General features: G+C 45.0%; 15 protein-coding genes. 2 read left to right on the top strand and 13 right to left on the bottom strand.

What is annotated here, in order from left to right:
- Nucleotides 1–55: 55 nt before the first annotated feature.
- Together rho and trxA are read right to left on the bottom strand one after the other, a co-directional pair.
- Nucleotides 56–1,321, bottom strand: coding sequence for a transcription termination factor Rho (rho, locus tag IEY18_RS13730; RefSeq protein ID WP_188921767.1), 1,266 nt, complete (start codon nucleotides 1,319–1,321; stop codon nucleotides 56–58).
- A gap of 246 nt (nucleotides 1,322–1,567) precedes the next feature.
- Nucleotides 1,568–1,894, bottom strand: coding sequence for a thioredoxin TrxA (gene trxA, locus IEY18_RS13725; protein ID WP_188921765.1), 327 nt, complete (start codon nucleotides 1,892–1,894; stop codon nucleotides 1,568–1,570).
- Nucleotides 1,895–2,047: 153 nt separating this feature from the next.
- On the opposite strand from trxA, the gene rhlB reads away from it, so the two are divergent.
- Complete coding sequence (gene rhlB / locus IEY18_RS13720) at nucleotides 2,048–3,370, top strand: ATP-dependent RNA helicase RhlB (RefSeq protein ID WP_188921763.1); 1,323 nt, start codon at nucleotides 2,048–2,050, stop codon at nucleotides 3,368–3,370.
- 1 nt (nucleotide 3,371) lies between these two features.
- Nucleotides 3,372–4,304, top strand: a complete 933-nt coding sequence (locus IEY18_RS13715; RefSeq protein ID WP_188921841.1) for a Ppx/GppA phosphatase family protein — start codon at nucleotides 3,372–3,374, stop codon at nucleotides 4,302–4,304.
- 77 nt (nucleotides 4,305–4,381) lie between these two features.
- Here the strand turns inward: IEY18_RS13715 and IEY18_RS13710 are convergent, their stop codons facing one another.
- The 11 genes from IEY18_RS13710 to ubiE all read right to left on the bottom strand — a co-directional run bounded on the left by IEY18_RS13710 (nucleotide 4,382) and on the right by ubiE (nucleotide 13,940).
- Complete coding sequence (locus IEY18_RS13710) at nucleotides 4,382–4,918, bottom strand: thioredoxin family protein (RefSeq protein WP_188921761.1); 537 nt, start codon at nucleotides 4,916–4,918, stop codon at nucleotides 4,382–4,384.
- Between the two features lie 164 nt (nucleotides 4,919–5,082).
- Nucleotides 5,083–6,096 (bottom strand): porphobilinogen synthase, encoded by a 1,014-nt coding sequence (gene hemB, locus IEY18_RS13705; protein ID WP_188921759.1) that lies wholly within the window; start codon nucleotides 6,094–6,096, stop codon nucleotides 5,083–5,085.
- Between the two features lie 20 nt (nucleotides 6,097–6,116).
- Complete coding sequence (locus tag IEY18_RS13700) at nucleotides 6,117–7,988, bottom strand: sensor domain-containing diguanylate cyclase (protein ID WP_188921757.1); 1,872 nt, start codon at nucleotides 7,986–7,988, stop codon at nucleotides 6,117–6,119.
- Nucleotides 7,985–8,785 (bottom strand): TatD family hydrolase, encoded by an 801-nt coding sequence (locus tag IEY18_RS13695; protein WP_188921755.1) that lies wholly within the window; start codon nucleotides 8,783–8,785, stop codon nucleotides 7,985–7,987. Before IEY18_RS13695 ends, IEY18_RS13700 begins: the two co-directional genes overlap by 4 nt.
- Nucleotide 8,786: 1 nt before the next feature.
- Entirely contained in the window at nucleotides 8,787–9,335 is a 549-nt protein-coding gene (locus IEY18_RS13690) for a hypothetical protein (RefSeq protein WP_188921753.1), read from the bottom strand.
- Nucleotides 9,336–9,401: 66 nt separating this feature from the next.
- Nucleotides 9,402–10,199, bottom strand: coding sequence for a twin-arginine translocase subunit TatC (gene tatC, locus IEY18_RS13685; protein ID WP_188921752.1), 798 nt, complete (start codon nucleotides 10,197–10,199; stop codon nucleotides 9,402–9,404).
- Between the two features lie 10 nt (nucleotides 10,200–10,209).
- On the bottom strand, nucleotides 10,210–10,605 hold the full coding sequence (gene tatB / locus IEY18_RS13680; RefSeq protein ID WP_188921749.1) for a Sec-independent protein translocase protein TatB: 396 nt from the start codon (nucleotides 10,603–10,605) through the stop codon (nucleotides 10,210–10,212).
- Between the two features lie 6 nt (nucleotides 10,606–10,611).
- Nucleotides 10,612–10,842: a Sec-independent protein translocase subunit TatA gene (gene tatA, locus IEY18_RS13675; RefSeq protein ID WP_188921748.1), complete on the bottom strand. Its 231-nt coding sequence runs from the start codon at nucleotides 10,840–10,842 to the stop codon at nucleotides 10,612–10,614.
- 61 nt (nucleotides 10,843–10,903) lie between these two features.
- Nucleotides 10,904–12,553 carry a ubiquinone biosynthesis regulatory protein kinase UbiB gene (ubiB, locus tag IEY18_RS13670; protein WP_188921746.1) on the bottom strand — a complete coding sequence of 550 codons (1,650 nt, stop codon included), beginning with the start codon at nucleotides 12,551–12,553 and terminating at the stop codon, nucleotides 10,904–10,906.
- On the bottom strand, nucleotides 12,550–13,185 hold the full coding sequence (locus IEY18_RS13665) for a ubiquinone biosynthesis accessory factor UbiJ (RefSeq protein WP_188921839.1): 636 nt from the start codon (nucleotides 13,183–13,185) through the stop codon (nucleotides 12,550–12,552). The genes ubiB and IEY18_RS13665 overlap by 4 nt, the downstream gene beginning before the upstream one ends.
- Entirely contained in the window at nucleotides 13,185–13,940 is a 756-nt protein-coding gene (ubiE, locus tag IEY18_RS13660; RefSeq protein ID WP_188921744.1) for a bifunctional demethylmenaquinone methyltransferase/2-methoxy-6-polyprenyl-1,4-benzoquinol methylase UbiE, read from the bottom strand. Before ubiE ends, IEY18_RS13665 begins: the two co-directional genes overlap by 1 nt.
- Between the last annotated feature and the right edge of the window lie 44 nt (nucleotides 13,941–13,984).

The following is a 13,984-nucleotide window of genomic DNA, read 5'->3' as shown; positions in this document are numbered from 1 at the left end:
AGCATAAAAAAAGCCGCAATTATGCGGCTTTTATCGTTTCAACAGACACAGTTTTTTATGACTTGGCGCGCTTCATTGCGGTAAAGAACTCGTCATTGGTCTTGGTCATCGCAAGCTTATCAATCAAGAATTCCATGCCGGTCACTTCATCCATAGGGTTGAGGATCTTGCGTAAAATCCACATTTTTTGCAGCTCATCAGGTGTGGTCAGCTTCTCTTCGCGGCGTGTACCTGAGCGATTAAAGTCAATCGCTGGGAATACGCGTTTTTCAGCGGCTTTACGTGATAAGTGAAGCTCTTGGTTACCTGTACCTTTGAACTCTTCGTAGATGACTTCATCCATCTTCGAACCGGTTTCAACCAGTGCGGTAGCAATAATGGTTAAGCTTCCACCGTGCTCAATATTACGAGCAGCACCAAAGAAACGCTTTGGACGATGAAGTGCGTTTGCATCTACACCACCGGTTAAGACTTTGCCTGATGATGGAATAACCGTGTTATAAGCACGTGCTAGACGAGTAATCGAGTCCAAAAGAATCACAACATCTTTTTTGTGCTCAACTAAGCGTTTGGCTTTTTCAATTACCATTTCGGCGACTTGCACGTGACGACTCGCAGGCTCATCGAAGGTTGAAGCGATCACTTCACCTTTCACCATGCGTTGCATCTCGGTTACTTCTTCAGGACGCTCATCAATTAGCAATACCATAAGTACTACATCAGGATTGTTGTAAGTAATGCTTTGTGCCATGTTTTGTAAAAGCAACGTTTTACCGGCTTTTGGTGGCGCAACAATCAAACCACGCTGGCCTTTACCAATTGGTGAACACAAGTCCAAGATGCGCGAAGTGATGTCTTCAGTCGAGCCGTTACCACGTTCCATACGCAAACGATCTTCTGCATGCAGTGGTGTCAGGTTTTCGAATAGGATCTTGTTACGAGAGTTTTCTGGTCTATCGAAGTTAACTTCTGCAACTTTTAATAGTGCAAAGTAACGTTCGCCTTCTTTTGGCGGACGAATTTTACCAAAAATGGTGTCACCGGTACGCATATTAAAGCGACGAATTTGGCTAGGGGAAACATAAATATCGTCCGGTCCTGCGAGATAAGAGCCGTCGGCGCTACGAAGAAAGCCAAAACCATCTTGCAATATTTCTAACACACCGCCGCCAAAAATGTCTTCGCCGCTTTTGGCATGAGCTTTTAAGATGGAGAAGATAATGTCTTGCTTGCGAGCTCGAGCCATGTTTTCTAGCTTCATGCTCTCTGCTAAGGAGACGAGGTCTGAAATTGAAGTGTCTTTTAATTCTGTTAAGTTCATTTTGGTGGGTCTTGTTTTTTACGCGACAATAGTGACTGTGCTCAATCAGCTAAGTTATATATTTGGAATTGATTGGACAGTAAGAAGTGGGTTAGTTAGACGAAATCTGATTATTAAAGTAGCACTAACTGGGCGGGGCGTCCAGAATTTTAGCGGCTCTCGACACATATTTATCATTAACATGTGTCGAGAATCACTGAATGTTACAAATCCGCGGGGGAAGTGTGAATAGAACTTTGGCTAGTTTTAGACTTGAGCGTCAATGAACTCTTTTAATTGAGTTTTTGAAAGTGCGCCAACTTTGGTCGCGACAAGCTCACCACCTTTGAACATCAATAGGGTTGGAATACCACGAACACCGTACTTTGCTGGCGAAACATTGTTCTGATCAACGTTTAATTTAGCAACGGTTAACTTGCCTTCATACTCTGTGGCAACGTCATCTAAAATTGGAGCAATCATTTTACAAGGACCACACCACTCAGCCCAAAAATCAACGAGCACGGGTTGTGCTGAATTAATGACGTCGTTCTCAAAGCTATCGTCGCTCAGGGTTACAATTTTATCGCTCATGATGTTCTCCAGTTTTAGTGCCATCGCTGGTTTGTTAATGGCTTAACCTGTATATTGGGTTGGACTTTTGGCTTTTCAAGCCTTCTTTTTCATATAGTCGCTATTTCAAACGATTGAGTATCTTATTGCAACCCTAACTGGTATGCTTCCGCTATGAGCGAAACACATTTATCAAAACAGAAATTTGCTGATTTACCTCTACAACCTGAGGTTATCAAAGCACTAAACGAAAACGGCTTCGAGTATTGCACACCCATCCAAGCGTTGGCTTTACCCGTCTTACTTCAAACAAAGGATATTGCTGGTCAGGCACAAACAGGTACAGGAAAAACCTTAGCCTTTCTAACTGCAACCTTTAACCATTTATTACTAAAACCGATCCCTGAAAATCGCCAGTTGAATCAACCTCGTGCGATTGTCATGGCGCCCACCCGTGAGCTTGCCATTCAGATTGCCAAAGATGCGAAACTATTGGCAAAACATACCGGTTTAAAGGTCGGCATTGTCTACGGTGGTGAGAGCTATGATGTTCAGCGTAAAGTGCTGGACACCGGTGTCGATATTTTAATTGGAACCACTGGGCGTATTATCGATTATGTACGTCAGGGTGTGATTAATTTAGGTGCTATTCAAGCGGTCGTACTTGATGAAGCGGATCGCATGTTCGATCTGGGCTTTATCAAAGATATTCGCTTCTTATTTCGCCGTATGCCAGGCGCGAAAGATAGACTCAACATGTTGTTTTCTGCAACCTTGTCAATGAAAGTGCAAGAGTTGGCTTACGATCATATGAATGACCCTGAAAAGGTTGTGATTGCGCCGGAAGAGAAAACTTCGAAAAATATTGCGGAAGAGATTTTTTATCCTTCTCAAGAAGACAAGATGCGTTTATTGCTCACCTTGTTAGAAGAAGATTGGCCAGAAAAAGCGATTGTTTTTGCCAATACGAAGCATAGCTGTGAAAACCTATGGTCTTGGTTAGAAGGTGATAAGCACCGTGTGGGTTTGCTGACTGGTGATGTGCCACAGAAGAAACGTCTGCGCATCTTAGAGCAATTTACCAAAGGTGATTTAGATATTTTAGTGGCAACCGATGTTGCGGCTCGTGGCTTACATATTTCAGATGTATCCCATGTTTATAACTATGATTTGCCAGATGATTGCGAAGATTATGTGCATCGCATTGGTCGAACGGGTCGTGCTGGTCAAAAGGGTTTGTCTATTAGTTTTGCGTGTGAAGAGTATGCGTTAAACCTGCCAGCGATTGAAGATTATATTCAGCACAATATTCCTGTGACCTCGTATGATCCAGAGGCGCTGCTTGATGATCTCAATAAACCAGTGAAGATTCATCGTAAGCACAATAATCGCAACTCTCGTGATCGTAATGCGCCAGGCCGACCACATGGTGCACATCGAAGCGGCACCGGTGGGCGTACCGGTTCGCGACACGATCGGACTCGCAGACACTCGTAATATGTCAACGCCTCTGTACGCTGCTATCACGCTAGGTTCAAATAGCTTCAATATGTTGGTTGCCCAGAAGCAGGGTGACCAAGATGTTGTGGTTGCAAAGTACAAGCGTAAAGTGCGGCTTGCGGAAGGGATTGAAGCCGACGGGCTCCTCAATGACGAGGTCATGCAGCGCGGCTTGGATTGCTTGGCGATGTTCGCTGAAATGCTTCAAAAAGAAGGCGTTCAAAGTGAATATGTGGCCGTTATCGCAACGGCAACATTACGCAATATTGCAAATGCCGCTGAGTTTTGTGAAAGGGCATTGACGATTCTTGGGCATGAAATTGAGATTATTTCGGGCTTAAAAGAAGCTGAGTATATCTACCGAGGAATGGCTGCCACAACCCCTGGCGCGGCTCAGCGACTTGTTATCGATATTGGTGGTGCCAGTACCGAGTTCATCATTGGTCAAGCTGATGAAGCGCTATTCAAGACGAGCCTGAAAATGGGCAGTGTCACCTTTACCCAACGATTTTTTGAACAACGGCCTTATCAGCTAAGTCAGTTTGATGATGCGGCCGCAGAAGTCGAGCTCATCCTTGCGGATAACCGCCAATTGCTTTTGCAGACCGGTTGGCAAGGGGTGGTTGGGGCATCAGGTGCAGTGCAGTCGGTTCTTGAAGTTTTAGCTGCGCGAAATCTGTTCTCTCAAGATCAGACCCATGAGATAGCGTTGCAGAATTTGTATCAATTGCGACAAGAAATCCTGAAGTCTCAAATGACTGATTTAAGTGACATCGAGGGATTGAGTGCGGAGCGTGCGCCAACTTTTGCTGGTGGCGTGGCAATTCTTGTTGCCTTGTTTGAACTGCTAGACATTGAAAGCCTACAGCTTTCGGGTGGGGCGTTGCGTGAAGGTGTATTGCAGATGCTCCGGCAGCGCTTACCGCAATAGCCACGATTCCATTTGATTCCATCGACAAAAAAGGCTGCCAATTGCAGCCTTTTTCATGTTCTTAAAACTGACTTGAGTTAGCTGAGGATCTTGGCTAAATCTATTTCTAGCGAAGCTGTTGGGCGCTCTACGATACGACCAATTTCCTTCCCGTTTTGCTCAATAATAAACGTTGGAATGCGCTTAAACTCATACTGAGCAGCAAGGTTTTCAGGATCTTGTTTTTTGCGATCAACGCCGATAAATTTGACCTTGATATGCGGGTTATTCGCGGCTTCCATTATGCGGATAAAGCGCGGTGTCTCGCGATGACAGTCAGGACACCAAGTGCCGATAATGACGGTAATTTCAGTCGGTGTGGTTACTGCTGCTATCGGAGCAATTGCCTGTTGGTCGACTTGATAGCTTTGATAACCTTCACTAAACGTATCAAGCTCAGTCACTAGGGTATGTGCTTCGACGATGCCAGTTAGAATCACTTCTTGTTTCTCCTCACTACAGGTTGCAAATAAGCCTTGTTGCTCTTGCTCAAAACCACATCCACCCGTTGCCAGTGAATATCCGCTAAAAAGTATGGCGCCACTCGCAAGTAGCGTGACTAGTTTGGCTCTCATTTAGGATCCTTAACAAGAATTAATCTTAAGTCTTTCGATATAATCATTGATTGCTAATGGAAGGAAGCGCTGTAGGTGTGTGGTGTTAGCTTGATCACGCAAAGATTTGTAAATAAAAATCGTCGACAAAAGCCGACGATTCTTGGGGTGAGTATTGGTAGATATTACGACTTATCTTCGGCCATCCACTGCGCCGCGCGTTTGGCGAAATAGGTCAAAATGCCATCTGCACCAGCGCGCTTAAAGCAGAGTAGTGACTCCATCACAATCGCTTTTTCGGCTAACCAACCATTTTGAATCGCTGCCATATGCATGGCGTATTCACCACTAACCTGATAGGCAAATGTAGGCACGGCGAGTTCAGTTTTCACGCGGTGTACTATATCTAAATATGGCATCCCAGGTTTCACCATGACCATGTCGGCACCCTCTTGAATATCAAGGGCGACTTCATGTAAAGCTTCATCTGAGTTCGCTGGATCTTGTTGGTAGCTATGCTTGTTGCCACCTTTAAGGTTGCCTGCTGAGCCCACAGCATCGCGGAATGGTCCATAGTAATTTGAAGAATACTTGGCTGAATAAGCCATAATTTGAGTATTGACATGACCAGCAGCTTCTAGTGCGTCGCGGATTGCTCCGATGCGGCCATCCATCATATCTGAAGGGGCGACGATATCAGCACCCGCTTCAGCATGAGAAAGCGCTTGTTTGACCAACACTTCAGTGGTGATGTCATTCAAAATGTAACCGCTATCATCAATAATGCCGTCTTGACCGTGGGTCGTAAATGGGTCGAGTGCCACATCCGTCATAACACCAAGCTCAGGAAACTCTCGCTTGAGTTCGCGTACAGCGCGTTGTACGAGGCCATCTGGATTGTATGCTTCTTCTGCTTGTAACGATTTTGCTTCAGCAGGCGTCACGGGAAATAGCGCAATGAGTGGAATGCCAAGCTTCACAAGCTCTTCCGCTTCCTTTAAAAGCAGATCAATCGAGAAACGTTCAACGCCTGGCATTGATGCAACTTGCTCAGTTCGGTTGATGCCCTCTAGCACAAACATTGGGTAGATAAGGTCGTTAACCGAAAGCTGATTTTCGGCCATTAAGCGACGGCTGAATTCATGTTTACGCATGCGACGCATTCTGCGTTTTGGGAAAGCACTAGTAATAATGTTCAATTTCGACTCCTGACTTTTGTTTATGGCGCCGTATGGGTTGCTGGAGTGCAACTGACACGGTTTCGGCCACTATTTTTTGCTTCGTACAAGGCCTTGTCGGCTTGTTCGAGTAATAATCTTGGGTGGTTATCATCTTGAATGATATCTGCACTACAACCGATACTTACGGTCAGTGGAATAGATACATCTTCCCAGCGGATATCGAGCGACTCGACGGCTTGCCGGATTGTTTCAGCGACGAGAGTAGCGCCCTCAATGGTGGTGTTGGGTAAAATAATTGCAAACTCTTCACCGCCATAGCGGGAAACTAAATCTGATGGGCGACGAATGTTGAATGACAGTGCTTTGCCAATGACACGCAAAGCCTCATCACCCGCAAGGTGGCCAAATTTATCGTTGATGGCTTTAAACTTATCTATGTCGATCATTAAGATTGCCATGGCGGTTTGCTGACGTCGGCTGATGCGGCCTTCTGCCACAAGGCGTTTATCAAATGCGCCGCGGTTTTTCACACCCGTTAAACTGTCGATGGTACTTTGTTCAGTGAGTTTAGAGTTGGCTTCATTGAGTTCTCGAAGTGCAATCTCGAGCTCTAGTGTACGTTCTTGTACCATCTGTTCGAGTTTTTCACTGCTTTCTGCTTCGGCTCTTAGTGAGGCTTCTCGAGCTTCGCGAATTTTTTCAGCCTGACGTAATGCTTCCTGCTGGATCTTTATTTTTGACTTACGCTCGGCGTTATAGCGAATCGCGAGCACAACCGCCATGAAGACAACTTCGAACGTTAGGCCAATCATGATAGGGGTATATGGCATAAATGGCGCGTGAATGACGCCTAAATAGAGCAATGCCGTTGTAATCGCGCCGAGCAACATGCTGGTCCAAGCGAAAACATAAAAGCGGGCCAAGCTATTGCCTTTTCTCGCTTCCATGATGCCAATAAACATGAGGAGGGAACATACGAAAATGATTGAAAGCAAGTTAATACTAATCAATGACCCGTAGCTGACAAAGGGGGTTAAGAACAATAAAGAGACACAATACAAGGTAACGTAACGGCACGCCCTTAACATTGGAATATTGTTATATTTGAGCAAGAGTACCTTTTCGGTAAACATGGCTGCAAACCCCATCGAAAACGGGATTAATATTGGAATAATAATCGATTGTAAGTCGGGAATCGTTGGCCAAACAAAGCGAAAAGCAGTGCCGTGCAAAGTTGCCACTAATGTCGAAACGGAGAGAACATAGCCCGCGTAATAGATGTAGCTAAATGAGCGAGTAATCATGGCGATGAAAAAGGTAAATACACCGATAGACAACAAAGCACCTAATTGAATACCACGTTTAAATGATTCATTTTCTGTTGCTTGCAGCAGGTTATTTGGCGTGTTGAGCATGATCGGCAGTAAGCTACTGCCTTTGGATTGCAAATGAATATAAAAACGGTGGTTTTCGCCCGGTTTCATGTTAATCGGATATAAAAAGACCCGGCTGAGTAATGGGCGTTGTAAAAACGGTAAGTTATCACCCATGAGTACGGTGTCTTGCTGCACATCATTGATCTGATGGAATACTTCGATACGATCTAAATGCGGGTTATTGAATGATAAAATTCGTGATTGATAACCGTTGGCACTGCTAATACTGAAGGTGAGCCAGATATCAAGTTCACTAATTGCAGGGATTTGTTGCAGCGACAACTTCTGCCAATGATTTGAATCGAGCGCTTTAATCTCTGCAACCGTTTTAGCATCAGGCGCTTCAGCGACATATATCCATTGATTTAGATTTATATCGGCACTTGCTTGCGAGTCGAGTTGCAAATGCGTTGCATTGGCGAGAGAACAAAAAAAGTAGCAGCCAAGCATGCAAAGCCATAACGCTAGCCTCATAGCAAACCCTCAAGTTTAAAAAAGTCGAGGCTGTTTGCGTAACAATGCGCCGCTAACTCGTCGAGTGGTTGTTGTCTTAAATCGGCCACGGTTTGCGCGATAAAAGGTAGATACTCAGGTTTGTTTTTGCTTGATTTAGGCTTCGGGCGCATACTACGAGGCAACAAATAAGGGCTATCTGTTTCAAGCATCAGTCGGTCATTGGGAATGTCGGGGACGAGGGAAGCAAGTTCTGCACCTCGTCGCTCATCACACACCCAACCCGTAACGCCAAGATGTAAATCTAGTTCAAGATATTGCTCAAGTGCCTGTCGGTTGCCCGTAAAGCAGTGTAAGAGTGCGGCAGGTAATTCGGCGCGATAGTTTTTGAGAATTGCGATGAAGTCAGTGCTGGCATCTCGTTCGTGCATTAATACAGGTAGATTGAGCTCAACGGCGATGTTTAATTGTGCTTCAAATGCGGCGCGTTGTTCAGGACGAGGGGAAAAGTCGCGGTTGTAATCCAGTCCACATTCGCCGACCGCAACAACATGCCGTTGACGATATAACTGTTTTAAGCGCTCGCAACTTTGATCATCCCAAGTCTTTGCTTGGTGAGGGTGAACGCCAGCAGTGCTAAAGAGTTGTTGGGGGTATTGCTGACAAAGTTTACTGGCCTGCTCGCTTTCTTCAACGTCGCTGCCAATCACAATGAGCGGTGACACCTGCTGGTTCACCGCATTTTCAATGATTGTATGAAGGTCTTTTTCTAGCGCACTACCGACTAGGTTGACCGCGATATCAATATACTTGGGCATGCTATTTTAAGCGTTTTACCCGAATTGTAGCGTTGCGCTTATCTGTACCGAGAAGAAAAGAGCCTAGGGATGCTTTTTCAATAAATGCTTTGTCACCTGCTTTGAGTTTGAACCTTTTCGCTTCAGCCTGTTTCCACAATTGTCCATTACTAAAGGTAATTTTCAAAAGCCCGCGGGGGTCTTTTTTCACTTTGACAACATCCAAATAAATCTTGGTCACTTCATCTTCGATTTCTTTATATCGAATACCAAAGTCTTCAACTTGTTGCTCTGCAGTGGGTTGTGATTTTGCGGCTTGGGCAGTCTTTGTTACTGGCGCTGAGACTGGTGGCGTTGGCACCGGTGCTTTAACTGCGGGCTTTGCTGCAACGACTGGCGCGATTGTAGTCGTTGCAGTTGAGCTTTGAAAGCGTTTGGCTAACTGGTCATAGCAAGCAAGCCGCTGGCTATCTTGTGTTAGACCTCGACACTCGAGAAGTGTTTGTTCAATAGAAGCATTTGCCTGATTGGACAGGCACAATAACGCAGCAAAAAGCCAACCTAAGCGCATTGATTCGATTCCTTTGTTGAGCTGATCAATTAACTCATCAACGTATGACGCATCAATGTAATTGAGTTAATTGCTAGATTTTTGTTCTTCTTGTTCAGGGTCAGAGCTTTCTGACTCTTCGTCTTCGTTTTCTTCATCTTCGTCATCATTGCTTTTCTTGGTATAGAAACGCGCAGCGAGAAGACCACCCTCGAACAATACCAGCATTGGCACAGCAAGCATAGTCTGCGAGATAATGTCTGGAGGAGTCAGTAACATACCGACGACAAATGCGCCCACCACAATGTAAGGACGTTTGGTTTTTAAATCTTCAACATCGGTGACGCCACCCCAACAAAGGAGCACTACAGCCACAGGGATTTCGAAGGCTAAACCAAAAGCAAAAAACAGTTTCAAAATGAAACTTAAATAGCTACTAATGTCGGTAGCAACTTCAACCCCTTCTGGAGCTACACTCGCAAAAAATGCAAACACTACTGGAAATACAACATAGTAGGCAAATGCTATTCCCAAATAAAACAGGCTGGTGCTGCTAATCAGTAGCGGTGTAATGAGTCGCTTTTCATGTTTATACAAGCCTGGCGCAATAAATGACCATACTTGGAATAATACATAGGGGATGGCAATAAAGAAGGCCAGTACCAAGGTTAATTTAAAGGGAGCAAAGAATGGTGCCGCAACATCCGTTGCAATCATGCTGCCTGACTCAGGCAAGGCCTGCATCAATGGAATTGCCATATAGTGGTATATGTCATTGGCCCAATAGACCATACATAAAAATACCAGCAAGACACTAGCAATGGCTTTAAGCAACTTGGTTCGTAGTTCGAGCAAGTGGCTAATTAACGGCTGTTGTTGCGACATGGACTACCCGTTAGGTTTTGTCTGATTCTGAGCTAACTTTTGCTGATTCACCGCTCGACTTGGGTTCAGACTCGCTAGCCGCTTTCGCTGGGCTAGGCTGATCATCTTCTACCTGATAAGGGCGGTTAACAGATTGAGCTGCTTCTTTTAATTGGTTGATTGAGTCTTGTAGTTCAGGCGAAAGACCGCTAAGCCCTTTACTCTCCGCCTCTTTGAGGTTGGAGTGAAGCTCATCGATTTTTAGCTCTTGCTCAAGCTCATCTTTGACTGAGTTGGCCATCCGCTTCATTGAGCGAATCCAACCTGTGATTGAGCGTACTGCCGTCGGAAGTCTTTCAGGGCCCAATACTACGAGCCCTAAAATGCCGATCAACAGTAACTCCATAAAGCCGATACCGTCGAACATAAGGAGTTACGCCTGTTCTTTGTCCTTAGACTCAGCTTTTGATTCAGTTTCGTCTGCAGTTTTCTCAGCCGCTGAATCTTCAAGTGCTTTCTTTTCATCTTCGGTAGACATAGCGCTCTTGAAGCCTTTTACTGCGCCACCTAAGTCACCACCTAATGAACGCAATTTCTTAGTTCCGAATAATAGAACAACGATTAAAGCGATGATAAGAAGTTGCCAAATACTAATGCCACCCATTTAGGTACCCTCAAGTTTTAAATATTGGTTCCATTATGAACCTTTGATTAATTAGTGCGAGCTAAAATTTACGGTTCTTTGGTCTAGATCGCCATCCGACCAGCCAAAGAAGAATTCCAGAACCAACACAGGCGTAGGAGGGCCATAGTGTAGCGTTCTGCTCAAATAATAACGTGCCACAGATCACCAAAACAGCAGAGGTGATAAGCAGATAATTACTTTTATGCACTCTGTGCTGATGTTTTAGATAGCGATCTAACATCTGTTGCTGCGAACCGATTAATTTTCGACCCATTTTCAAGTTATCGTAAATTAACTCAGGTATTTCTGGCAGCTTGTCTCCCCAAAAAGGAAGTTGCTTTTTCGCTTTATCTAGCATCGCCGCTGGACCGACTTGCTCCGCCATCCATTGTTCTAAAAACGGTTTAGCGGTTTGCCAAAGGTCGAGTTGCGGGTATAGCTGCCGCCCTAAACCTTCAATATAGAGTAAGGTTTTCTCAAGTAACACCAGCTGCGGTTGAACCACAATATCAAATTGCCTCGCGGTTCTAAATATTTCTAACAGCACATGACCAAAAGAAATTTCATCGAGTGGCTTATTAAACATGGGTTCGCAAACAAGTTTTACGGCTTGTTCAAAAGCCAAAACATCGGTGTGTTCTGAAACCCAGCCAGATTCAATATAAAGCTGCGCAATTCGGTGGTAATCGCGATTAAAGAAGGCAAGGAAGTTTTCGGCTAAGTAGCGTTTATCTTCTTCACTTAAGGTCCCCATAATGCCGCAGTCAAGGCCAATGTAATAGGGGTTGTCGGGATGATCGCGCGAGATAAAAATGTTGCCCGGGTGCATGTCTGCATGGAAAAAGTTATCGCGAAAGACTTGCGTAAAAAACAGCTCAACACCACGTTCTGCAAGCAGTTTTAAATTCGTGCCTTGGGCTTTTAGTGCGTCGATATCAGAGACTGGAATGCCTTCAATTCGCTCCATCACCATGAGGCGAGGAAAGCACAGCTCTTCATAGGTATAAGGGATATAAAGTGCATCGGAATCGAGAAAGTTATTACGCAGTTTGGTTGCATTCAGAGCCTCAAGCTTAAGATTCAGCTCACCCATAATGGTCAGCCGGTAATCTTCAACGACTTCGGCGGGGCGGAGGCGGTTGCCTTGTCCTAGCAGCATCTCAAGCAAGTTGGCGCATTGGCTCATGAGTTGCAAATCTGCCACTACTTGGGCTTCAACGTTTGGACGCAGTACCTTTAGCACTACGGATTTGCCGTTTGATTTTAGCGTTGCCGTATGAACTTGTGAAATCGATGCAGAAGCTAACGGTTCGGGGTCGAAATCGTCAAACAGGCTATCAATAGGCGCTTTCAACTCTTCTTCAATGGCTTGCATAGCGAGCTGAGAATCAAAAGGCGGCACTCTGTCTTGCAGCATTGCCAGTTCATGGGCCCATGCATCACTTAATAAGTCTCGACGAGTAGAGAGCATCTGGCCGAATTTGATGTAAACCGGGCCAAGGTGTTGCATGGCGAGTTTTAGTCGTTCACCACCAATGGTGTCCTTGTGCTCATTTCTAATCCAAAATAAACAAGCGCGTGCGAGCTTGAAATACCAGGGTGTTTTTTGTGCGGGCAGCAGTTCATCTAAACCAAAATGCAAAGCGGTCTTAATCACATGGTAGCCGCGTCGAAGACTTTTGATCGTCATAGTGCTGCCTTTTTGTTAGCGTCTGCCTGCACAAGTGTTTTAATTTTTTGTTCTAGTGCGTCTGTGGCCAGACTGAGCGTTTCAACTTGATCTTGAAAGTGCACTAAGTCGATGGGCGTAATTGCAACTCTATATTCCTGGGTTGCGAGTTGCTCCATATGTGAAATCGACTTTCGGAATACGTCGTTAAGCCCAGATTTAGCGGCTTGAGCACCACTGACTAAAAAGTGGGTGGGCGCATCGCCGATGTAGCGTGAAAGCGGTTCTGCAAAGTCGAATTGTGTCTGTTGCAAGTAGTGACTAAAGCTTTGTAACAAAGTCAGGTCGCCCTCAATTTTAAGGCGATCTTGTTTAATCAACTCGGTTAGATTCGCGCCCTCAGTTACTTGATAAAGTGTGGTGAGATCGGCACTGACCGTGACATCGACATCGCCTTCATAATGGCTGAGAACCTGCATTTCTTTTGCAAAGACCAGATAGATTGGCCAACTTAGCTGTGATAATTGGATGCAAAACACCTTGCCATGAAGATTGCGCAACTTCGCGTAATCTTCAGGTGACTGCTGCTGCAATTGTAAGAGGCCTGTTTCCATGGCTGCGCAGGCAAGCAGAATAGCTTGTTGATGCATAATTAGAACTTGTAACCCTTATGAAGTGCGACGACACCATCGGTCATATTGGTATATTCAACCTGTTCAAGGCCGGCATCAATCATCATCTGTTTGAGCGTTTCTTGATCTGGGTGTACACGGATGGATTCAGCTAAGTATTCATAGCTATCTGCGTCCTGTGTAATCAATTGACCCATCTTGGGGATAATCTTGAAGCTATAGGTGTCGTAAACTTTACGCATAATTTCATGCTGTGGCTTTGAAAACTCTAAAACCAATAGCTTTCCACCTGGCTTAAGAACACGTCGCATAGAGCGTAATGCTGCATCTTTGTCGGTGACATTGCGAAGGCCAAAAGCAATGGTAATGATATCAAAGTGATTATCAGGGAAAGGTAAGGCTTCTGCGTTGGCTTGTACGTATTTTACGTTACTGACAATGCCGCGATCTCGCAATTTGGCACGGCCTACTTTCAGCATAGAATCATTAATATCAGCTAAAACTACTTCGCCTTTGTCGCCAACAAGCTGAGAGAACTTAGCAGTCAAATCACCTGTTCCGCCGGCAAGATCTAGCACTTTCATTCCAGGGCGAGCGCCAGCGGTTTCAATCGTGAGACGCTTCCATAGGCGATGTACGCCAAATGACATCACATCATTCATAATGTCGTATTTAGCGGCAACAGAGTGAAATACATCAGCAACAAGGTCGGCTTTCTTTTCTTGTTCAACCGTCTTGTAACCAAAATGAGTACTTGTAGACTTGTCCTCAGACATTAAATTTATTCCCGTTTTTACAATGATTGTTTGCGAGTGTATGC

Source organism: Shewanella gelidii (assembly GCF_014647855.1).
Classification (GTDB): Bacteria; Pseudomonadota; Gammaproteobacteria; order Enterobacterales; family Shewanellaceae; genus Shewanella; species Shewanella gelidii.
This window is presented reverse-complemented; position numbering and strand designations above follow the sequence as displayed.